Source organism: Bifidobacterium dentium JCM 1195 = DSM 20436 (genome assembly GCF_001042595.1).
GTDB classification, from domain to species: Bacteria; Actinomycetota; Actinomycetes; order Actinomycetales; family Bifidobacteriaceae; genus Bifidobacterium; species Bifidobacterium dentium.
This window is the reverse complement of record NZ_AP012326.1, coordinates 2,237,715-2,260,802: the sequence shown is the minus strand read 5'-3', so window position 1 is coordinate 2,260,802 and position 23,088 is coordinate 2,237,715. Positions and strand designations below refer to the sequence as shown.

Below are 23,088 nucleotides of genomic sequence, written 5' to 3'. Positions count from 1 at the left end.
ATGACTGACGAGAAGACTTTCCGTAAGACCGTGCCGGCCGCCACCGAGGTCGCATCGACCGCCACCGCCACTGAGCCGTCCACCGTCGATTTCGCCATGCTCGAGCCGCGCGATCAGCTCAAGACCCTGCTGCAGGCCGAGATGAAGGACAAGCCGTTCTCAGAGCTTGCATCCGTGACGTTCGATCATCGCGGGGCCTCCGTCGTCGGGCATATCTTGCTTGATACGTTGGAGGAAGCCGGCTATTCCGTTGATGATGTCGATGCCGTCGGCGCGTTGACCGCCGCTGCGGTGCCGTTGGTCTCCGCCATGATCCAGGCTGCGGCCTCCCGTGGTGAAGACTTGAACGGATTCGTCATGGATTTCGTGTACCCGTCCATCAAGGGACCGTCCATCACGGGCAAGCGCGTGGTGCTGCTCGACTCCTGGCTGTCCGAAAAGTCGTATGTGCAAACCTCCTCGCTTGTCACCTTGCGTAATGGCAACGAACTGAGTCTCGACTTTTCCGTCGTGGAGAGGGAAGGGGCCGAAGTGCTCGCCGTGGCGTCGTTGATTGGTGGCGTGGATATGACCCATCCGACCATCAAGGTCGTCAATCCGGTCTCCGGCGATGAGTCCGAGTTGCCATTCATCGAAGTGTACAAGGAGTCCGAGCTTCACTGAGTCGGCTCGTTGCTCACCTGCATCAGAGGGCGGAAAAACCTAGGCCCTGCCTGATGCTGACGCGTACGGGATGAAAATCGGAAGGAACCATGCACGCACCCAACCCTATCGATGTCGCGGCGAAAGCGTCCGGCGAACCGGTATTCCGTGAGGTGGGCGTAGGCCCGTGGGCCGAAACCCATCCGGGAGAGCCGCGTCCGGACAATCCGCAATCCCCGAATTTCGATATGCGATTCGATTCATCCTTGCTTGATGCAGGCGATCGTCGCAATGTGCTTGACCGCTACCGCTATTGGTCCGTCGCGGCCATCAAGGCCGATCTTGACGCGCATGGCCGTCATGAGTTCGAAGTCGCCGTGGAGAACTGGACGCATGACTTCAACATCGGATCCATGGTGCGCACGGCCAATGCATTCCAAGCATCCCGCGTACACATCGTCGGGCCGCACAAATGGAATCGCAAGGGCGCACTCATGACGGAACTGTACCAACACGTCGAAAACCATCCATCCATCGCTGAACTCGTCGAATGCTGGAAATACCGCATTTCAGGTGAAATCGCCGCGGCGCAATCGCAGGCTGCGGCCATCGCATGCCGCATGCGTGGAACCGCGGCCGGACCACGTCCCGACGATGCCTGCGTCTTCGTACCGCCGCAAACCGATGTCTCTGACATTGCCGATACCGGTGCCGAACCCCAATCATCCGGCACCGTATCGAATACTTTGGCTACATATGACGCTCAAAAAAACACAGAGCAGCTGGCGCAACTGGCTGAATTAGAGTCGAAAATCGCCGACCTGCAGACCGCACGCATCATTGCTCTTGACATTATTCCCGGTGCCGTGCCGATGGAAACCTATCATTTCCCCAAGCGTTGCCTCATGCTCTTCGGCGCGGAAGGCCCGGGTCTGTCCGAGAAGGCACTCGAGCTGGCCGACGATGTGGTCTACATCTCCCAATTCGGTTCGGTTCGCTCCATCAATGCAGGTGCTGCGGCCGCAGTCTCCATGCACGCCTGGATTGCTCAGCATGCCGTTCCCCGGTCTTGACGGGCTGCGGTTGATGCTTCCGGCGACTGGAAATGAACGCATCATGGTACGGTCGGGACTCCCGCGCGGCGCAACTTCGCTATCAGCGGGTTGCGTTGCAGGACGTCATCGAAGGTGAATCGGACGACTTCCGTGACTCCGGCACGACGTAAGGCCTGCTCACGATTACGTTCCGTTTGGACGGTTTCCTGTATGCTCTTCCGACCGGTCATTTCCGGATCCACATACTTCGCCGTGCCATCGAATTCGCCTACGATGATCCTGCCATCATCCGCACGCCACAAGAAATCCACACGGAACCGCTCTCCGGTTGTGGGATCAGTGAAGGGTATCTGAAGCTGAGGAATCGAAAAGCCGGCTTCGATCATGGTTCCGCGTGCCAAGGATTCGCCGCCGTTCTCGCTACTCGAATCCGCATGCTGCATAAGTCTGAAGATCGTCGTGCAGTCACGCGTGGTACGGACGCATTCCTGCAATACCCGATCGTTGCCGACCCCTTCGGCGGCGGAATCGAAAATCGGCAAGGCGAACCGGAATTCCAGCATGTGGCCGCAATCAAGAAGCGTACGCGCCGGATTGGTGACCGGTATGCCATTCACGATGACCGCGTTGTCTTTCGGGAATGGACTGTAGATGACATTGAGCTTGTCATGTGAACGATATGAGCCGCGTGTGGGCAGGGTGATGGTCAATCCCTGATGATGCAGGAGCCATTGGTGTTCAAAACCATACGCTGCCGCTGCGGTGATTCCCGCGAAGATCCAATTGCCGTGGAGATCCTTGAGCGTACGGGCTGCGTGCAACGACTGTTCCGCGGCATTCAGACGATTCCAGTATGCCGAACGTGCGAACAGTCCGGGATACGGCTTGACCAGATCCCCCGCGAGGTATCTGCGATAGAGCCCTTTCTGCATCAAGGGCTTGCTACTGTGCGCACATCGTTGTGCGCTTTCGGCTTGATCAAGAAGCCTGTCAATCTGAGGATACGCTTTCATAATTCGGCGCTACCCTGTAGCTTGGTGCCGAGGGAAGCGCGATGGGCAAATGTGGATAACTCAAAGGTCTCTCGGCGTGTCTGTGCATAACTCTGCCGTCGATACGGTAACGCATCGTCCGATTCCTCCAGCTGCTGGATGAATCCGCATGCCGAGAGGTCATATTGCGGGGTGATTCTTCCAGTCGCTGGATGGATATGGTCGTTACGGGGCTTCTGAGCGAGGTATTTCTTCCAGTCACTGGGTGTTTTATCCCGCTGATGGGTGTCTTAGCGGGGTGATTCCTCCAGTGACTGGAGGGATTGGGTTTCTGATGGGCGTCTGAGCGGGGTGATTCCTCCAGTGACTGGAATAATCCGCCATATGCAAAGGCTGGGGAATAATCCGCCATGTGGATTGCATTGGGTTGGCGAAGAGGCCGATGCGGGACTGCAACAGGCAGGGGAGGAGCCGCCGCGGACTGCATTGGGCTGGCGAATGAAAAGACGTGTGCTCGTCACACAGACGCGTTACTGTTAGGGGCATGCCTACTTTCACCAAAGAAGAAATCGTGCATTTGGGCGATTTGGCCCGAATCGCACTCACCGATGAGGAAATCACCCGTCTGCAGGGCGATCTGAACGTCATCGCCGAATCCATCAACAAGGTGCAGGAAATCGCCACTGATGACGTACCGCCGACCGCCAACCCGATTCCACTGGAGGCCTATCTGCGTCCGGATGTTCCGCAGACTCCACTGACCCAGGAAGAAGCGACCGCAGGCGCTCCGGTCTCCGAGGCCGGCATGTTCGTCGCACCACGCATTTTGGGGGAGGAGTGATATGAGCACCACTGAACTCGTCAAGCTGTCCGCCGCCGAGATGGCGGCCAAGGTCAAGGCCAAGGAGGTCTCCAGCCGTGAACTGGTCGAGGCCCATCTCGACGTCATCGAAGCCGCTGAGCCGAGCGTCAAGGCCTTCCTGAAGGTCTCCGGCGAACAGGCTCTTGAACAGGCCGACGCCTTCGATGCCAAATCCGACGACGAGAAGGCCCAGCTGCCGGAACTTGCCGGCGTGCCGATCGCCATCAAGGACATGATCGTCACCAAGGGCATCGAAACCACCGCCGCGTCCAAGATCCTCGAAGGTTGGGTGCCGCCATACGATGCCACCGTCATCGAGAAGCTCAAGGCCGCGGGCATGCCGCTGCTGGGCAAAACCAACCTCGACGAATTCGCGCAGGGCTCATCCACCGAGCACTCCGCCTACCAGACCACCCACAATCCGTGGGATACCGAGCGTGTGCCGGGCGGTTCCGGCGGCGGTTCCGCAGCTGCGGTGGCCGCGTTCGAGGCCCCGCTCGCCTTGGGAACCGACACTGGCGGCTCCATTCGTCAGCCGGGCTCGCTGACCGGTACCGTCGGTGTTAAGCCGACCTACGGCGGCGTATCCCGTTTCGGTGCGATCGCCATGGCCTCCTCGCTTGACCAGATTGGCCCGTGCTCCCGCACCGTACTCGATGCGGCCTTGTTGCAGGAAGTGATCGGCGGCCATGACAAGCGCGATTCCACCTCCATTCCGGAAGGTCCGCGCCCGATGGTGGCGGCCGCCCGCGAAGGCATGAAGCGTGATCTGAAGGGCCTCAAGGTCGGTCTGATCAAGGAACTTGGCGGCGAAGGCTTCCAGCCGGGCGTCATGGCCCGCTTCAACGAAGGCGTCAAGAAGCTCGAAGAGATGGGTGCGGAAGTCACCGAAGTGTCCCTGCCACACTCGCCATATTCCTTGGGCGCCTACTACATCATCATGCCGTCCGAGGTCAGCTCCAACCTGGCCCGCTACGACGGCATGCGCTACGGCCTGCGCGTCATGCCGCCGGCGGGCGTTCCGCAGACCGCCGCCAACATGATGGCCTACACCCGTGAGGCCGGCTTCGGTGACGAAGTCAAGCGCCGTATCATCCTAGGCACCTACGCTCTGTCGGCCGGCTATTACGATGCCTGGTACGGCTCCGCGCAAAAGGTTCGCACCCTGATCATCGACGACTTCAAGAAGGCCTTCGAGAAGGTTGACGTGCTCGTCGGTCCGACCAGCCCGGTCACCGCCTTCAAGTTCGGTGAGAAGACCGAAGACCCGATGGCCATGTACGCCATCGACATCACCACCATTCCGGCCAACCTCGCCGGAGTCCCGGCCATGAGCATCCCGGCCGGCCTGAGTGATGACGGCCTGCCGGTCGGCTTCCAGTTCCTCGCCCCGCAGCAGCGTGACGAAGCCATGTACAAGCCGGCCGCAGCTCTCGAAGCCGCCCTTGAGGAGGATTGGAACGGCCCGATCTGGCAGTCCCTGAACACCCCGTGGCTCGACGGCCTGAGCAAGTAGAAAGCATCGGAGGAAAGAAAACACAATGGCTGAAAAGTTGATGAAGTACGCCGATGCCGTCAAGAAGTTCGATCCGGTCATCGGCTTGGAAACCCACGTGGAGTTGTCCACCACCACCAAGCTGTTCTGCCCGGCCGAAGTCTCCTTCGGCGGTGCCCCGAACTCCCAGCTCACCCCGGTGAGTCTGGGACTGCCGGGCTCCCTGCCGGTGCTGAACAAGACCGCCGTCGACTACGCGATCAAGCTGGGTCTGGCTCTGCACTGCGAAATCGCCGAGTGGAGCCAGTTCTCCCGCAAGAACTACTTCTATCCGGACATGCCGCGTGACTACCAGATCTCGCAGTACGACAAGCCGACCAACGGCAATGGCTACTTGGATGTGGAACTTGAGGATGGCACCGTCTTCCGTGTGCTGATCGAACGCGCGCACATTGAGGATGACGCCGGCAAGAACACCCACGTCGGCGGTGCCGACGGCCGTATCGAAGGCGCCAACCACTCCTTGGTCGACTACAACCGTGCCGGCGTGCCGTTGATTGAGATCGTGACCAAGCCGATCGAGGGTGCGGGCGAGCGCGCTCCGGAAATCGCGGGCGCCTATGTGCGTGCCATTCGCGACATCGTGCGTGCGTTGAACATCTCCCATGCCCGCATGGAGCAGGGCAATATGCGTGCCGACGTGAACGTGTCGCTGCGCAACAGCCCGTCCGATCCGTTCGGAACCCGCTCCGAGACCAAGAACGTGAACTCGTTCCGTGGCATCGAGAAGACCGTGCAGTATGAGATTCGCCGTCAGGCGCAGATTCTTTCCGAAGGCGGCGAGATCCTGCAGGAGACCCGCCACTGGGATGAGGCTTCGCAGACCACCGCAGGCGGCCGTGTGAAGTCCGACGCCGACGATTATCGTTACTTCCCGGATCCGGATTTGGTGATGCTGCACATCACCAAGGAGCACATCGAAGAGATGAAGGCCCAGATGCCGGAAATGCCGCGCGAGCGCCGCAATCGTCTGAAGGGCGAGTGGGGCTTCAACGATCTGGAGATGCGCGACGTGCTCAACGCCGATGCCTTGGATCTGCTTGAGGAGACCGTCAAGGCCGGTGCGAGCGCCGCAGGTGCCAAGAAGTGGTGGCTGGGCGAGCTGTCCCGCGAGGCCAATGCCAAGGGTGTGAGCCTTGAGGAGCTGCCGATCGCTCCGTCCGACGTGGCTGAGGTTGAGAAGCTGATCGCCGACGGCAAGCTCAACGACAAACTCGCCAAGCAGACCGTCGCCGGCGTGCTTACCGGTGAGGGTGCCCCGGCCGAGGTCGTCAAGAAGCACGGCTTCCAGGTCGTCTCCGATGATGGCGCGCTGGAAAAGGCCGTCGACGAGGCTCTGGCCGCTAATCCGGACATCGTCGAGAAGCTCAAGGGCGGCAACATGAAGCCGATGGGCGCGATCATCGGTGCCGTCATGCGCGCCACCCGCGGTCAGGCCGACGCGAAGGCCGTCACCAAGATCGTGATGGGTAAGATCAAGTAAGGCGAAGGGGGAGAGGTCGACTACGGTCTTTCCCGGTCTGTGCTTCACTGCTCAGTCCATCAGCGGGTCGAAGGACACGTCGGAATCCCCTAAAAACGGATTTCCGGCGTGTTTTTACCGTATCGGGGGAGATTTCATCGGGAATCTCCCCCTTTCGATTCCCAGCTATCCTCCAGTCGAGTACAATACCGTCGGAATGGTTGTGGCATAGGCCGCACCTGTAACGATACGAGGGACGAAGACATGCCAGAGAATGCTGAGTCGTCGATAGTGAGCGTTGAATCCCGCGAACTGCCGGCACGGATCACCATACCGCCGATTCGTGGTGAAATGGTGCATCTGCGTCCGGCGACCGTCGCTGATCTCGATCGCATGGACGCCATTGACGCATATCCGGGAGCTTCCGGCATCACTGGCAAGGATCGTGTCGCCGAACGCGCCGCCGTGCATGCATGGGTGCGTCGTTCCGTGGCCTGGGCCAACGGCGAGACGCCGACCGAATCCGGTGTGGGCGATCCGGAATCCCGACGTACCGTAGCATGGTCGATCATCACGGAATCCGATCATGACGGGGATGGTGAGATCGATGCGGCGGCCTCCGACAATGTGATCGGCATGATTTTCCTGATCGACATCGACGGATGGGCCCGTTCCTCCCGTATTCAGGTGATCTTGGGGCAGGACTTCCGTGGACGCGGATATTCGCGTGACATCATGCCGCGTGTGATGACGTACGGCTTTGCGCCGGAACCGGCAGGCCTTGGCATGCATAGGATTTGGGTGGCCGTCCCCGAACAGAACACGCGTTCCGTCTCCGTATACCAGTCCTTGGGATTCGTGCCGTCCGGCCGTTCCCGCGATGCGCTATGGAACGCCTCGCAAAACCGGTATCAGGATCTGATCGTCATGGACACGTTGGTTGACGAATTCGACCCGATTCGCTCCCTCGACGCGTTCGGCATGCATGTGATCGAAGACAATCCCGGCGTCAAGGAAGCGTTGAGCGCTCGTGAGCATTCCATCGCCATTCGCATCAATGAACGGAAGGAAGCCGAGGCCGGCGGCCAGCCCGACGGGAATCAGGGCATGACCCGTGAGGAGGCCTACGAGCATATCGGCGTGGAACCCGGCAAGGCCGATGCCGTCGAGACCAAGCCCGACGAGATATCAGCCAGCGATGATTCCGACAAGTCGGTCAACGGCGATGCCGATGCCGACAACAACTGGCCGTATGGTTCTTCCGAACGTAAGACCTCCAAGGAGGCTTGGTGGCGTACATTGGGCCGCGGCCGTAAACGTGACATGGAAGACAAGTGATGAGCGCCGAGGATCTCGACAACTACGAAACCGACGCTGAGCTGGCACTGTACAAGGAATATCGCGACGTCATCAAACTGTTCACCTATGTGGTGGAGACCGAGCGTCGCTTCTACTTGGCCAACAAGGTCGATTTCAACGTACGTTCCGCCGGCCAGGACGTCTATTTCGACGTACAGCTTACCGACGCGTGGGTGTGGGACGTGTATCGTTCCAGCCGCTTCGTCAAAAACGTGCGCATCGTCACTTTCAAGGACGTGAACGTCGAAGAGGTGCAGAAAACCGACATCGACATCCCCGACGACATTCACTGATCCGCCGGTCTCGCTGTCGCATGTCGGCCGTTCACCGATTGTGCGGCCACAGTTTGCCGGAATGTCACCTGATGCGCATGTCGTGTTTGATTCGTGCGCATACAACATTCATGGCGTGTCCGAACCGCGGGCCCGCCCATCCGCCTATGAGATGAGAGTGAATGTTGATGTCGACACGAATGATGAAGAGGATCGTCGGTTCCGTTGCATGCGTCGCTGCGGCCGCCATGCTGATGCCGGGAACGGTCTGCCCGGCCCTGGCCCTGGAATCCGATGGCCAATACTACAGCAGCAAGCAGCCGTATGTGGCACCAAGCGCCGCAACCGTGGCATCCTATAGCAAAGCTCCGGAAGGGTACGAGCCGATCTATACCGAAAGCATGGCCCGTCACGGATCACGCGGCCTGTCCAGCTACAAGTATGATGCACTGCTGATGAAGATGGCCGAAGCGGCCGAGCGGGATGGTGGATTCAAGTCGGACGCCATCAAAACCGAGTTCATGAAAAACCTGAACGACATCACCGCGGCCAACGTCGAAAACGGCTACGGCATGCTGACCGGACAGGGTGCGGATCAGCATTACGGCATCGGCGAGCGCGCGTACCAGCGCAATCAGTCGCTGTTCGACCAGGCTGCAGTCGATGGCGGTACGATTTCCTACCAGTCCTCCGGCGAGGCGCGTGCCACCGAATCCGGCGAAAACTTCGAGAAGGGGTTCAATGCGGCTTCCGGCGGCAAGCTGACCGACAGCGTCGTCAAGCCGACGGATCCCGCCGATTCCGGCGACGGCAAGGATTTCCAGAAGAATCCCGACACCTTGTACTTCCATAAGGTGCAGAATCCCGACGGTACGGAAAAGACGCCGGGTACCAAGGCATACGACATCGCGAATGATTATCAGAATTTCGTGGCCAACGATGAGATCATCGCCGGTGCCGAGGAGACCATCGGCGACAATGCCGACATCAAACGGGCCTCGCATGACCTGCTGTCGCAGATCTTCACCGACGAATTCCTTGCCAAACTCGAGAACGGCGAATACACGTGGTACAACACCGCCGATGGCACCAAGAAGGGTGCCGAGAACTGCGCGCCGGGCGCCGACGCGTCCAAGGACGCCAATGCGTGCGGCGAAGGCTCCAAGAAGATCAAGAGCGAGTACAACGCCGCAATGAACCTGTACAACCTGTATATCATCGCCGCCGACATGCAGAACGAGAACACCGGTGACCACACCTTCGATTTCAACCAGTATTTCCAGGGTGAATATGCACAGGACGCCAAATTGTTCGCCTGGGCGTTGGATGCCGAAGATTTTTACGAGAAGGGGCCGAGCTACGCCGGTCAGAGCGAGACCTACTCCATCGCGCAGCCTCTGCTGGATGATTTCTTCGATGCCATCGACGAGAGGGTGAACGGAGGGTCCACGGTGGCGACCTTCCGGTTCGCCCATGCCGAGACCATGATGCCGTTCGCCGCATTGCTTGGATTGCCCGGTTCCACGCAGCAGGCCCCGGCCTCCACCACCGACGTGTACACCTACGACAACAACGAGTGGCGTGGCGAATCGGTGACGCCGATGGCTACGAACGTGCAGTGGGATGTGTACGCCAAACAGGGTGAGGATCCGGCCACCGGCAGCGCATACACGCCCATTGTGCGCATGCTGTACAACGAGAACGAGATCGCGTTCCGTTCCGAATGCACGCCGATCGCCGATGGTTCGACGTGGTACAAGCTGACCGAGCTGAAGAGTTGCCTGGCGGCTGATCATAAGACGCTCGGACAGGATGCCCGCATCGTCGAACAGGTCGACGTGGAGCCGACGCCGGAGCCGTCCGGCAATCCCACGACTGGCACCGATCCGACGACGGACACCGATACGGCGACTGGCACCGATACGACGACGGACACCGATGTGGCGACGGATGATGCCGGTAAGACCGATGATGCCGGTAAGACGACGTCTGCGACGAACGGCCAGTCGGTGTCGCTGGGGCGTACCGGAAGCGCGATTGCGGTGCTCGCCGTACTGGCGGTCGGGCTGACGCTGGCCGGTGTTTCGCTGAGCGTGTGGCGCATGCGTCGTTGATGCCGATCGCTTGTGACGATCGCCCGATGCCGTCTTCCGTATGAATCGGAAGACGGCATCAGACATGTGCAAGGGGATATGTACGGGTGATTATGGGTTTGGCTCAGGGAATAATTTTGTGTGCATCCGCACATGTCGCAATGTGCGTTTCCTTACCTTCTAGTAGACTGTGTCTGATTTTGTTTTTATAAGGAGACCTCAAAGTGACGCAAAAGCAATCCGTGGTGATTATTGGCGGTGGCCCTGCCGGCCTGACCGCTGCCTGGGAGCTCGCAAAGGACGGTGGCTCCGAAAACTACGATGTGACCGTGTTGGAGGCGACCCGCGAATTCGGCGGCATCTCCCGCACCGTCAAGCACGACGGCAACCGTATGGATATCGGCGGTCACCGGTTCTTTTCGAAGGACGAGCGCATCATGGACTGGTGGAAGGAAGTCCTGCCGCTGCAGGGCGCTCCCAGCTATGACGACAGGAAACTCGGCCGTGAGCACGACATGGAGCCAGGCGGACCGGATCCGGAAGTCGAAGACAAGGTGATGCTCAAGCGTCATCGTGTGTCCCGGATCTACTGGAACCGTCACTTCTTTGACTATCCGATCTCGCTGAGCGCCAACACGTTGAAGGCCATGGGTCCGAAATTGACCCTGGTCGCTGGCTTCAGCTATCTGAAGTCCATGGTGCACAAGCTGCCGGAAACCAATCTGGAGAACTTCTACATCAACCGTTTCGGTCGCAAGCTCTACTCCATGTTCTTCGAGGGCTATACCGAGAAGCTGTGGGGCCGCCACCCATCGCAGATCTCCGCCGATTGGGGTGCGCAGCGCGTCAAGGGCCTGAGCATCATGGGCGTGCTGAAGAACGCCTTCGCCAAGCTCATGCCGAAGAAGCGCGATAATTCCGAGGTCGAAACCTCCCTCATCGAAGAGTTCTGGTACCCGAAGTATGGTCCGGGCCAGCTGTGGGAAACCGTCGAAGCCAACTGCGAAGCCGCCGGTGTGAAGGTCATCACCGACGCCAATGTGGTCGAGATCCGTCAGGCCAACGGCAGGATCGCCTCCGTCGTGTATGAGGATTCCGAAGGCAACCGCACCGAAATGACCGCCGATAATTTCATCTCGTCCATGCCGGTCAAGGATCTCGTCAATGCCGTGGACGCCTCCGACAAGCCCGCTCCGAACGATATGACGGAAATCGCCAACGGCCTGCCGTACCGCGATTTCGTGACCGTCGGCCTGCTCGTCAAGCATCTGCGTTTGAAGAACACCACCGACATCCCGACCCTCGGCAATCCGCCGATCGTGCCGGATTGCTGGATCTACGTGCAGGATCCGGGCTATAAGGTCGGCCGTCTGCAGATCTTCAACAACTGGAGCCCGTATCTGGTCAAGGACGTCGACGACACCGTGTGGATCGGTCTCGAATACTTCTGCGAGGAAGGCGACTCCTTCTGGAACATGTCCGACGAGGAAGCCACCAAGTTCGCCATCCAGGAGCTCACCCGCATGCAGATCATCAACGGTCCGCAAGACGTGCTCGACTCCCATCGCGAACGCGTCAAGAAGGCGTATCCGGCCTACTTCGACACCTACGATCGCATGCCGGAACTCGTCGAATACCTCGACTCCTTCGGCAACCTCTACTGCGTCGGACGTAACGGCCAGCACCGCTACAACAACATGGACCACTCCATGGCCACCGCCATCGAGGCCGTCGGCAACATCAGGAACGGCAAGACCTCCAAGAAGAATGTGTGGTCGGTCAACACCGATAAGAGTTACCACGAAGAAAAGTAGAAGACGAAGAGTCCTCTCCAGCCCGCTGAGCTTCGGCTCGACGGGCTTTTTCGTTGCCGTCGGCCGCGCGACGTGCGCATGGTTTTTGCGTTGGTCTGGATTGCGTTGTATGGTTGACGAAGTTCGAAAACCGTGATGATTCGCGGCGAACCTTTCATACGGCGGATTTTCCGCAATTCTTTTTTAAGCTGTTGCAGGCGTGTGCCTGTGAAGCCAAGGAAAGGCATAAACCAGTGGCAACAAGCCCAAATCTTGAAGATATGAAATTGCCTGAGCTCAAAGAGCTCGCCAAGCAGATGGGACTTCGCGGTACCTCCACCATGCGTAAGCCCGAGCTCCTCGCAACGCTTCGGGCCGCCCGTTCCGGCGGCGAAGCGCCGGCCGGCGTTACCGTACGTACGCCGAAGGGCACTCGAGCGGCAAAGCCCGCAGTCGACGCCGATGCCGCCGTCGATGAGTTGGACGTCAAGCCCGCCGAATCCACGGAACCCGCCGAACAGGCGCACGCAGAGATGCCGGCGGACAAGCCCGCTGGCCGCCGTAAGAAGGCCGTAAAGGCTTCGACTGAACCCGCAGCCGATGAATCTCCGGCGGATTCCGCCGAGGCCAAGGCCGCAGTGGAGGCGCTTGACGCATTGGGCGGAGCCCCGAAACAGCGTCGCGAGCGTCGCAAGCGTCGTGATGCCGAAGGCGGAGCCGACCTGCTTGCCGAACTCGATATCGATGGTGCCCAACCGAAGCAGGAGGATCGTCGTCGCCGTCGCAAGGACGATTTCGACAACGAGCCCCGCCGTCGCCGCCGTACTCCCGTGGAAGAGACGAAGGATGAGGATGTCGTGCGCGATCTCGATGACATTCTCGCCGCTCTGCCCGCGCAGAACGATGCCGAAGACAATCACCACGCCAATGCCGAGGATGGCGAGTACGCCCGTCATGGCCGTGGCCGCAATGAGCGCGATCGCAACAACGATCGCACCGACCGCCGCGGACGCCGCATGCGTGGACGCGACCGCGACTTCGACGACCGTGAGGATCGTCGCGGCCGCGATAGTGGCCGTGATGTCGATCGCAACGAGCGTAACGATCGCAACAACGACCATGCCGAGCGTGAGCAGCGTCGCGAGGAGCCGAAGGAAGACCTCGTACCGGTCGCCGGCATCGTCGACGTGCTCGAATCCTACGCATTCGTGCGCACCTCCGGCTACTTGCCGGGACCGAATGACGTATACGTTTCCATGGGTCAGGTCAAGAAGTACGGTCTGCGCAAGGGCGACGCCGTGCACGGTTCCATCCGTACTCCGCGTGAGGGCGACCGTCGCAACCAGCGCCAGAAGTTCGTGCCGCTGCAGTCCATCGACTCCATCAACGGGCTGTCCGTGGAAGAGGCGATGAATCGTCCGCAGTTCAACAAGCTGACCCCGCTGTATCCGCAGGAGCGTTTGAAGCAGGAGACCACGCCGAACAAGCTCACCGGCCGTCTCGTCGACATCGTGGCGCCGATCGGCAAGGGCCAGCGCGGCCTGATCGTCTCTCCGCCGAAGGCCGGCAAGACCATCACCCTGCAGAACATCGCCAACGCGATCGCCACCAACAATCCGGAAGTCCACTTGATGGTCGTGCTCGTGGACGAACGTCCGGAAGAGGTCACCGACATGGAGCGTACCGTGCAGGGCGAGGTCATCTCCTCGACCTTCGACCGCCCGGCCTCCGACCACACCACCGTCGCCGAACTCGCCATCGAACGTGCCAAGCGCCTCGTGGAGCTCGGTCAGGACGTGGTCGTGCTGCTCGATTCCATGACCCGCCTCGCCCGCGCCTACAACATCGCCGCACCGGCTTCCGGCCGTATCCTGTCCGGTGGCGTGGACGCCCAGGCCCTGTACCCGCCGAAGAAGTTCTTCGGTGCCGCCCGCAACATCGAAAACGGTGGCTCCCTGACCATCATCTCCTCCGCACTGGTGGAAACCGGTTCCAAGATGGACGAGGTGATCTTCGAGGAATTCAAGGGCACCGGCAACATGGAGCTGCGTCTGAGCCGCGAGCTTGCCGACAAGCGCCTGTTCCCGGCCATCGACGTGAATGCCTCCGGCACCCGTCGCGAGGAGCTCATCACCGATCCGCAGGAATTGCCGATCATCTACCGTCTGCGCCGTCTGCTCGGCGGTCTCGAGCCGGAGCAGGCCTACCAGACGCTTGTGCCGCGTCTGAAGAAGACCGCGACCAACCGCGACTTCATGGCTTCGCTGATTCAGCAGAGCGGTAACGTGACCAGCGGCAACTGATAGCGCCGACGTCCGTCCGCGCCAATTGCGGGCGTGGCCGAAACACTTGGCCATCGGCTGATGTGCGATATCCATCAAGGGGCATGCAACGAACGGGTTGCATGCCCCTTCGTGTTGCGTTGACGGCACCTTCGTTGCGGCGTTCCGATCCGTGGCCACTATATAAACAGGATTTTCGTATTTTTCAAAAAGAATAAAAAATACGTTTTCTGAAACTGATATTAGTAAATATTGCAATATATAGAAGGGTGATGGTGGAAATAATCAGTGTGAAACGCTGCGTCTGCAAAAAGACGGCACTCTTGTAGCGAAAATGATGCGTGGTGATGTGCACTGAAATAGGTATGGTTAGGGGTATTACGCCGATTGTCGCTAGGGGTATCGGCATTGCCGATATTGGATACATGGGCTTGGTATGAGGAGGGACCGTTTATGACAAGTAGTGGCACCACTGCGGAGAGCGCGCGATCGATCGCATGCCAGATCGACGGCATCGACACGTGCATCCTGAACATGTTGGAGAAGGATGGCCGTGCGACACTGGCCCAGCTTTCGGAGGCGACCGGACTGTCGGTGTCGGCGGTGCAGTCGCGCGTACAGAAGCTGGAACGCCGCGGCGTGATCAGCGGATACAAGGCGATCATCGATGATGAGAAGCGAGGTCTGCCGGTCAGCGCCTACATCGCGGTCACCCCCACCGATTATGCGTGCGAATCCGAAATTCCGGGAAAACTGCACGATGTCGATGGCATCATGTCGTGCGATTCCGTGGCCGGCTCGCCCAGCTACATGCTCACCGTGCGTGCGGAATCGCCAAGCAAGCTCGAAGAGCTGCTCAACGTCATTCACCAAACCGTTCCGGTAAGCACCGAAACCACGATCGTGCTGCAGCGTTACTTCGCAAAGTAGCGGTACTCTGGTGACCATGAGCGATAGCGAACACGACTGGCTTCGGCCAGCAGAACCGGACGAAACCGAAACCGTCATCGATGCGGATACCGCCCAAGGCGATCCCCAGGTCGCCGAAACCGTGGCGAAGATCAAGTCGTTGCGTCAGTCAATCGACAATGTCGACACGGCCATCGTGTCGCTGTTGGCGGAACGATTCAAGTACACGTCCCAGGTGGGCGTGCTCAAGGCGCGTGCCGGCTTCGCCCCGGCCGACTACAAGCGTGAGGACTACCAGATCGAACGGTTGCATCGCATTGCCGTCGATGCCGGTCTTGACCCCGATATCGCCGAAATGTACCGCGAATTCGTGGTAACCGAGGCCAAGCGCCGTCATAAGCGCATCGCCGATGCGGGAGGCGATCCGGGCGTACTCGACGTGTTCGCCTGATCTGCCCATTTTCCGGACTCTGCGGGCATACCGCGCAGTAGATTGTTTGTTTTGGAACAATTTGTTGTGGAACAATATTCTGACTGCTAAGAAGGTCCGGCATGTGCATTCGTCATCGCAACGTTCGCACGATGCGTCGCGCATGCGCCGCCGCCATCGCGATGGTCGTACTGTGCGGGTTGCCCGTGGTCGGCGTAGGCGTATCCGACATCGTAGGCCGGATACGCCAGGATGGACGCTATGCCGTCGACGTGGCCTCGCATGACGTGATGAGTTCCTATACGGCGGCCGACCGGCCCGGGCGGCTGTATCTGACGGACAGCGGCTCCACGGCTTCCCAACGCATCGCCGCCGGTACGGTATCGCTGCCATGGTCCGTGAGCGCCACGTTCACGTTGAATGGCCCGGACGTGAGCGTGCAGCAGGTGAACGGCGCCACCGGCATGGTCGGTATCCGTCTGACGGTCAAGGCCGTCGACGGCGCCACCCAAACGATTACCGACGATGCACGCGATCTCGTACCTGTGGTCGCCTTCACCATTCCCAGCCGCGTCGGCAGCGACGTCGTATCCGACGATGGCGTGAGCGTGATATCCGGCAATTCCTCCACATTGATCGCCGCCATTGGCGAGCCGGGTGAGGAACTGACCTTCACCACATATGTCGATGCCAGGCATTTCACGATGAGTTCATTGGCCGTCGCTGCCGTGCGGGCCGAAGACGATGATGATTTTGCCGATAATCTCAACAATCTGACGGACCGTGCCTCCAACCTGGTGGATGGTCTGACGAATGTCGGCTCGCAAAGCAATCATCAGCTCATCGAACAGCTGAAAACACTGCGCGACCGGGAAAAGGAACTGGCCACGCAGACCATCGCCGAGCGGACGGCCACGCATCAGCAGGCCTTCGACGGCTATATCGATGCGTATGTCGGCTCATATACGACCCATCTTTCCGGTTCGATCGGCGATTCCACGCAACTTTCCGCCATTCTAGGCACCGCCGCCGAACTCAACGGCGATACTGACGTGGCACGATCCGTGGTCGATCTCGCCAACGCGGTGAACGATGTGAGCGCCGCCTACCGGCATGCCGGTGCCGCCGACGCCGTGGACGACGTGATTCGTACCATCGAACGGCGCGGCACGTCGGGACTGCTTGGCGAATTGGGCAGACGCGCCGGCGAGGAACAGCAACGGGGCGCCAAGGATTACAGTGCAGGGCAATCGCAGCTATCGAGCGCGATGATCCCCTATTCCATGGATTTCACCGATGCCTACACCGCACGCTTGAAAGAGCTCGGAGCCACGGCCGCAACGGCCTCGCATTACGAACGTCAGGCGATTGCGGACGTGCGCAGCGGCATCGACACGAACAGGAAACTTGCCGCGGCCGCCGGCAACGTGGCCGACGCCATGAACGCACTGGCGGATGCCAGCGAACATACCGGTCAGGCCAGCGCCTTCCATCAGATTGCGGTACGCTTCGCCGATCAGTTGGAAACCGATGATGCCGCCGGCAATGATTCCAACGCTTCCAGCACCTCGTCCCAGGATTCCGCGACGACCACGCGCGGCACGGTGCGGATTGCCTCCCTGCACAGCGGCCACACCTTGTCCGACGGTACGACGTTGCCCGCAAAAGCCGAGAAGGCCCGACAGAAGGCCAAACGCAAGGTTGAGCATGCGCAGGCCAAGGCGATTCGTCAGCAGAGCGAGGACGGTGCCACGGACAGCTTGGTGGACGACCGGAACGCCATCAGCATGGATGATGTGATGAGCTACGCCGGCGGATTGCGTTCATCGTTCGGTGCCGCCGCCGACACTACGTCGAAGAACATGGCGAAGGTCGGGGGAGTGGACGGTTCGTCGGAAAGCGACGCAAAGGACTCCGCAACGTCAGGTGACGCTGTTTCGGGTGCTTCGGGTGCGGCATCCGCCGGTGCGGGGTCGCTGCCGATCAGCGCATACAGCATCGTCAGTTCGCGTGCGCCGATCGAGGCTGATTCCAGCGATCTGATCGATGAGACCGTCGAACTGGCCTCCGCCGCGGAAATGCTGCAGGAAGCCGTCCAACATCTCGGCAGTCGTCATATCACAGGTGGCACGGTCGGTGCGACCGGTCACGACACCCAGTATCTGCTTTCCGTTCCCGTGCTATGAATCGGGCCCTCCTCCCTCTGACGGGGAGAAGGGCCCAACGACCAGGGTCTTTCCGGCTTACTGGTTCTTCGGCTTCTTGGCCGGTGGCTCACCGAGTTCGCTGTCAGCCACGATCACATCGATCGCGGCCTCTGCCTCGGCCTTGGCCTCCGCCGCGGCATCCTTGGCGGCTTCAGCGGTCTCCTTGATGGCCTTGGCCGCCGCTGCGGCGCCCACGAAGGAGATGCGGCCCACCACGCGACCCGCTTCGGCGATATCGGCCAGTGCGCTCTCGATGGAGCCGCGCACCTCGTCGGAGACGCCCAGCTTCACCGACAGAATCGGGGTCTTCATCGAAACCTTGGCCTTCGACTTGATGCCACGCAGCGCGGCCAGCGCCTCACCGGCATGGGTGAGCAGCTCCGGAGACGCCTTGAACGCGGCGGCGGCATACGTCTCGGCCTTCGGCCATGCGGCGCGATGCACGGAACCCTCGCCCTCATGCATCCAGCTCCACACTTCTTCAGTGGCGTACGGCAGGTACGGGGCCAGCAGGCGGGTGAATGCGTCCAGACCCAGGCCCAGAGCCGTGCGTGCGGACTTCACGGCCTTCTCGCTCGGCACATGGCCGGTGGAATCGGCGGTACCGTAGGCGCGGTTCTTGACCAGCTCGATGTAATCGTCGCAGAACTGCCAGAAGTAGTTCTCGATGACCTCAAGAGCCTTGGAATGCTCATAGTTGTTGAGATTCTTGGTGGCTTCGCTCACCACATGGGCCATCTTGGCCATGGCGGCACGATCCAGCGGCTCGGTCACGTCGGCCGGATTCCAGCTTGCGGTGGCCGCAGCGCCCACATGATGGTTCTCGTCCTCGCGGCCGATGGCCAGCGCGAACTTGGTGGCGTTGAGCAGCTTGATGGCCAGACGGCGGCCGATCTTCATCTGACCTTCGTCGTAGGTGGCGTCCAAGCCCAAACGGGCCGCCGCAGCCCAATAGCGCACCGCGTCGGCGCCGAACTGCTTGATCGGCTTGTCCGGCACGACCACGTTGCCCTTGGACTTCGACATCTTCTTATGGTCCGGATCGAGAATCCAGCCCGACAGCGTGGCGCTGGCCCACGGCAGGCACTTGTTTTCGAGATGCGCGCGATCCACGCTGGAGAACAGCCATGTACGGATGATGTCCTGGCCCTGCGGGCGCAGATCCATCGGGAAGGTGGCGTTGAAGATGGCCCGGTTCTCTTCGCCCGGCTCCTCCCAGCGGGTCACGATCTGCGGGGTGAGCGACGAGGTGGCCCAGGTGTCCATGATGTCCTGTTCGGCAGTGAAGCCGCCCGGCACGTCACGCTGGTCCTCGCTGTAGCCTTCCGGCACGTCGTCGGTCGGATCGATCGGCAGAATGTCCTCGCTCGGCACGATCGGGTGATCGTAGTCGGCGGTGCCGTCCTCCTTCACCGGGTACCACAGCGGGAACGGCACGCCGAAGAAGCGCTGGCGGGAGATCAGCCAGTCGCCGTTGAGGCCATGCACCCAATTCTCATAGCGCACGCGCATGAAGTCCGGATGGAAGTTCAGCTCCTTGCCACGCTCGATCAACTCGGCGTTCAGTTGCTGGTCGGTGCCGCCGTTCTTGAGATACCACTGGCGGGAGGTGACGATTTCGAGCGGCTTATCGCCCTTCTCGTAGAAGTTCGTCATACGTTTGGTCGGCGTCGGCTCGCCGTCCAGATCGCCGGATTCACGCAGTGCATCGACGATGATCTTACGTGCGGAGAACGTGGTCTTGCCGGCCGTCTCCTGGAAGATCTCGCGGCCCTTGCCGTCTTCGATCCAGTCCGGGGTATCCATGACGATACGGCCGTTACGCTGGATGATGGAACGCAGCGGCAGATTCAGATCACGCCACCATTCGACATCGGTCACATCGCCGAACGTACAGCACATGGCGATGCCGGCGCCCTTGTCCATCTCCGCGGCCTTGTGCGCCAGAATCGGCACCTTCACACGGAACAGAGGGGAGTAGACGTACTGGCCGAAATACTTCTTGTAACGGTCGTCATCCGGGTGCGCAATCAGCGCGCCGCAGGCCGCCAGCAGTTCCGGACGGGTGGTTTCGATATAGATCGGGGTGCCATCTTCGAAACGGAAGGCTATCTTGTGGTAGAAGCCCGGATATTCGCGCGATTCCAGCTCGGCCTGGGCCACTGCGGTCTGGAAGGTCACGTCCCACAGGCCCGGAGCGTCCTTCTGGTAGGCCTCGCCACGGGCCAGATTGCGCAGGAACGCCTTCTGGGCCACGCGCTGCGGATGCTCACCGATGGTGTGGTAGGTCTGCGACCAGTCGATGGACAGGCCGAGGGAGCGCCACAGCGCCTCGAACTGCTTCTCATCCTGGGCGGTGAGCTTCTCGCATAGTTCGATGAAGTTCTTGCGGCTGATCGGCACCTGATCCTTGGCATCGATCTTCTTGCCGTCGGTGCCTTCGAACGGCGGCACGAAATTCGGATCGTACTTCAGGGAGGTGTCCACGCGCACGCCATAGTAGTTCTGCACACGGCGTTCGGTCGGCAGGCCGTTGTCGTCCCAGCCCATCGGATAGAACACGTCGAAGCCGTTCATGCGCTTGAAACGGGCGATTATATCGGTGTGCGTGTAGGAGAACACGTGGCCGACGTGCAGATGGCCGGAAACGGTGGGCGGCGGGGTGTCGATGGAATAGACGGCCTTACGGTCGCGGGTGTTCCGGAACTTGTAGACTCCGCCTTCGTCCCAGACGCCGCGCCACTTGTCTTCGAGACCGTCCACGCCGACCTTGTCGGGCAGCGGCGTGAGGTTCGCATTGATGGTATTAGCTTGGCTTTCAGTCATAAGCGTTAGTCTAGAAAGCGATTGTGACAACTGGCGTCAATACGGACGATTCTCGTCAATCGCCGGAATGACACGGAAAAATCAGTGCAATGCGACCCTGCTCAGCGGCAACAGACGGTCGGTCAGATTCTTCGGATATCCCTGCAGCCGGTCGGAAACCGCCATGAAGTTCTTGCGCGTGTACAGCCAGTCGCAGGCCGCGTTCTCGCTGACGGTGCGCGCATAGGTGCGCATTCTTTCCTGATAATCGTCGTCGTTCGTCGCTGCGAGCGCATCCGCATAGGCTCGCTGGCAGTCACCGTTTTCGAAATGGAACACCGATTGACCGTCGGTGAAGACGGAAGCGTCGTTCTCGCCGCTCATGGTGATCAACGCGATGGTGTAGCTGCCGTCGTTGACGCGCTGTTGCACGGTGGCGGTGTCAAGGACCTCCATGTTGACGGAGACGCCGAGCTGTTCGATCTGTTCTTTGACGGTGTTGCCGATGGTTTCGTACTGCTGGGGGATGAGCAGGTCGATGGTGCCGATGTAACCGGTGCCGAAGTAGGAGCGCAGCTGTTGCGCCTGCGTAAGGTCGTGGGGGAACAGTTCCGTCAGATCCTCATAACCGTCTTCCAGAGGGCTGATCGGCCCTCCGAGCGCCCCGTAGGAGTCATTGGCGGTCTTCGCGATTGATCGTGCGTCGATGGCGTAGCGCATGACCTTGCGCATCTGCTGGTCGACGAGGATGGATTCGTTCGCATTGTTGAACGCCAGCATCACCTTGTCGAAGCTGATGCCGGAATCCGCGCTGATGCCGCGCGTTGCGTTGAGCGTTTCGGCGGCGTCGGCGCTGAGCGGCAGCGCCATGCTGATTTTGCCGCCTTCCATGGCGCTGGTCAGCGAGCTTTCGGAGGAGTAATAGTATAGGGTGATTTGCGAGGAAGCAGCCTTGGTGCCCCAGTACGAATCGTTGCGTTGAAGCACGATTTCGGATTTCGACGCACGCGCCACGGTGAAGGGGCCGGACCCGACGGCGGTTTTCGCATAGTCATTGTCGCTTTCCTCATCGTATACGATGCCGGCCCGTCCGCTGAGTGCGCGTAGCAGCCGCGGATTCGGTTTGGACAGGGTGATGACGAGCGTATGTGCGTCGGGATTGTCGACCTGCTGCAATCCGTCGAGCTGGTCGGCGTCGACATAATGATTGTTGACCGCGTTCTGCAACGACCAGACCGCGTCGGCCGAGTCAAGTGAGTGGCCGTTGGAAAATTTCACGCCGCTGCGCAGGGTGAAGGTGTAGGTCAGTCCGTCGTCGGAGATCTGCCATGATGAGGCCAGTCCGGGTTGGAGCTTGTTGGTCTCGCTGCGGGACACCAACGTTTCGTAAACGTTGCCGAGTAGCGCCTGTTCCACGGCATGGCCCTGCTGGGTGCGGATGTCGAGGGATTCGGGAGCGTCGCGCAGGCCGATCGACACGGTGGAATCCGTGGTGAGCGTGCCGAATACGGGAATCGGGTTGCGTCGGTTCGTCAGCGAGCATCCCAGCCACAGCATCACGCTCAATACGATGGCGACGCCAAAGAAAATCAGCCACCGTGTAGCCGCGTCGTGCCAATCGCGCTGCTTCTTCCCGTTCTTCTGCATATGCCCGAGTGTAGTGGACGCATACTACACGGGCTTGGTTCCCATGCGGTATCTACACCTTGAACGCACTCGGGCAGGTATCGTTCAACGGGCAGTCGAGGCAGTTCGGTTTGCGGGCGTGACAGGTGGTTCTGCCATGCATGATCAGCCGGTGAGACAGGTCCGTCCATTCCGAGGGTGGGAAGCATGCGGTGATTTCGCGTTCAATGGCCACCGGATCCGGAGTGGGCGAAGCCCAGTCACTACGCCAGTGCAGACGTCCGGTCACACGAATCACATGCGTGTCGACGGGAAATCCTGGTTTGTCGAAGGCGTTGCCCAATACCACGTTCGCGGTTTTGCGGCCGACTCCGGGCAATGCGGTCAGTTCCTCCATCGAATCGGGCACTGTGCCGTCATATCGTTCGCACAGGTCGTGCGAGAGTCTGATGATGTTCTTCGTTTTGGTGCGGTGGAAGCCGATGGAATGGATGATGTCCTCAACCTGTTCGGGATCGGCGGCCTGCAGGTCGGCGGGTCCCGGAAACCGGCCGAACAGCACGGGCGTGACCATATTCACGCGCTTGTCGGTGGTCTGGGCGCTGAGCACGGTCGCCACCAGTAACTCAAAGGGATTGGTGAAATTCAGCGCGCACTTCGGCTCGGGAATCGTCTCGCACAATTCCTCGTATTCATGGTGCATGCGTTTCAGGCGCGCTGCTTTGGACTCTCGTGGCATTGCCC

The 23,088-nt window shown here is 60.3% G+C and carries 16 protein-coding genes and 2 pseudogenes; 14 read left to right on the top strand and 4 right to left on the bottom strand.

Annotated features, from left to right (window positions below; all coding sequences use genetic code 11):
• The 3 genes and pseudogenes from BBDE_RS09515 to BBDE_RS11715 all read left to right on the top strand — a co-directional run.
• The gene (locus BBDE_RS09515; RefSeq protein ID WP_003838637.1) at window positions 1–663 is read left to right on the top strand and encodes a type I phosphoribosyltransferase; all 663 of its coding nucleotides are present in this window, start codon (window positions 1–3) and stop codon (window positions 661–663) included.
• 89 nt (window positions 664–752) lie between these two features.
• Window positions 753–1,230, top strand: a pseudogene (locus BBDE_RS11720) (TrmH family RNA methyltransferase); the annotation flags it as partial.
• A 224-nt stretch (window positions 1,231–1,454) separates the two neighbouring features.
• Window positions 1,455–1,715 (top strand): annotated as a pseudogene (locus BBDE_RS11715) (TrmH family RNA methyltransferase); the annotation flags it as partial.
• Between the two features lie 41 nt (window positions 1,716–1,756).
• On the opposite strand, the gene BBDE_RS09505 reads toward BBDE_RS11715, so the two are convergent.
• Window positions 1,757–2,629 carry a hypothetical protein gene (locus BBDE_RS09505; RefSeq protein ID WP_228369712.1) on the bottom strand — a complete coding sequence of 291 codons (873 nt, stop codon included), beginning with the start codon at window positions 2,627–2,629 and terminating at the stop codon, window positions 1,757–1,759.
• Window positions 2,630–3,233: 604 nt separating this feature from the next.
• On the opposite strand from BBDE_RS09505, the gene gatC reads away from it, so the two are divergent.
• From gatC to BBDE_RS09450, 11 genes are all read left to right on the top strand, one after another.
• Complete coding sequence (gene gatC / locus BBDE_RS09500; protein WP_003838642.1) at window positions 3,234–3,530, top strand: Asp-tRNA(Asn)/Glu-tRNA(Gln) amidotransferase subunit GatC; 297 nt, start codon at window positions 3,234–3,236, stop codon at window positions 3,528–3,530.
• 1 nt (window position 3,531) lies between these two features.
• Window positions 3,532–5,067: an Asp-tRNA(Asn)/Glu-tRNA(Gln) amidotransferase subunit GatA gene (gene gatA / locus BBDE_RS09495; protein ID WP_003838644.1), complete on the top strand. Its 1,536-nt coding sequence runs from the start codon at window positions 3,532–3,534 to the stop codon at window positions 5,065–5,067.
• 25 nt (window positions 5,068–5,092) lie between these two features.
• Entirely contained in the window at window positions 5,093–6,589 is a 1,497-nt protein-coding gene (gene gatB, locus BBDE_RS09490; RefSeq protein WP_003838646.1) for an Asp-tRNA(Asn)/Glu-tRNA(Gln) amidotransferase subunit GatB, read from the top strand.
• Window positions 6,590–6,832: 243 nt separating this feature from the next.
• Window positions 6,833–7,906, top strand: coding sequence for a GNAT family N-acetyltransferase (locus BBDE_RS09485; RefSeq protein ID WP_012902514.1), 1,074 nt, complete (start codon window positions 6,833–6,835; stop codon window positions 7,904–7,906).
• Entirely contained in the window at window positions 7,906–8,220 is a 315-nt protein-coding gene (locus tag BBDE_RS09480) for a DUF2469 domain-containing protein (RefSeq protein ID WP_003838651.1), read from the top strand. The genes BBDE_RS09485 and BBDE_RS09480 overlap by 1 nt, the downstream gene beginning before the upstream one ends.
• Before the next feature lie 161 nt (window positions 8,221–8,381).
• Window positions 8,382–10,313 carry a histidine-type phosphatase gene (locus BBDE_RS09475; RefSeq protein WP_012902513.1) on the top strand — a complete coding sequence of 644 codons (1,932 nt, stop codon included), beginning with the start codon at window positions 8,382–8,384 and terminating at the stop codon, window positions 10,311–10,313.
• A 203-nt stretch (window positions 10,314–10,516) separates the two neighbouring features.
• Entirely contained in the window at window positions 10,517–12,106 is a 1,590-nt protein-coding gene (locus BBDE_RS09470) for an NAD(P)/FAD-dependent oxidoreductase (protein ID WP_003838657.1), read from the top strand.
• 260 nt (window positions 12,107–12,366) lie between these two features.
• The gene (gene rho / locus BBDE_RS09465) at window positions 12,367–14,388 is read left to right on the top strand and encodes a transcription termination factor Rho (protein ID WP_456318624.1); all 2,022 of its coding nucleotides are present in this window, start codon (window positions 12,367–12,369) and stop codon (window positions 14,386–14,388) included.
• 432 nt (window positions 14,389–14,820) lie between these two features.
• Complete coding sequence (locus BBDE_RS09460) at window positions 14,821–15,297, top strand: Lrp/AsnC family transcriptional regulator (RefSeq protein WP_003838663.1); 477 nt, start codon at window positions 14,821–14,823, stop codon at window positions 15,295–15,297.
• A 16-nt stretch (window positions 15,298–15,313) separates the two neighbouring features.
• Window positions 15,314–15,727, top strand: coding sequence for a chorismate mutase (locus tag BBDE_RS09455; RefSeq protein ID WP_003838666.1), 414 nt, complete (start codon window positions 15,314–15,316; stop codon window positions 15,725–15,727).
• 101 nt (window positions 15,728–15,828) lie between these two features.
• A complete protein-coding gene (locus BBDE_RS09450) occupies window positions 15,829–17,892 on the top strand; it encodes a hypothetical protein (protein WP_033489379.1) in 2,064 nt (687 codons plus the stop codon).
• 57 nt (window positions 17,893–17,949) lie between these two features.
• On the opposite strand, the gene valS is transcribed toward BBDE_RS09450, so the two are convergent.
• The 3 genes from valS to nth form a co-directional block, all read right to left on the bottom strand.
• Entirely contained in the window at window positions 17,950–20,739 is a 2,790-nt protein-coding gene (gene valS, locus BBDE_RS09445; RefSeq protein ID WP_003838669.1) for a valine--tRNA ligase, read from the bottom strand.
• Between the two features lie 81 nt (window positions 20,740–20,820).
• Window positions 20,821–22,365 carry an ABC transporter substrate-binding protein gene (locus tag BBDE_RS09440; protein WP_003838671.1) on the bottom strand — a complete coding sequence of 515 codons (1,545 nt, stop codon included), beginning with the start codon at window positions 22,363–22,365 and terminating at the stop codon, window positions 20,821–20,823.
• A gap of 52 nt (window positions 22,366–22,417) precedes the next feature.
• Complete coding sequence (gene nth / locus BBDE_RS09435; protein WP_012902509.1) at window positions 22,418–23,083, bottom strand: endonuclease III; 666 nt, start codon at window positions 23,081–23,083, stop codon at window positions 22,418–22,420.
• Between the last annotated feature and the right edge of the window lie 5 nt (window positions 23,084–23,088).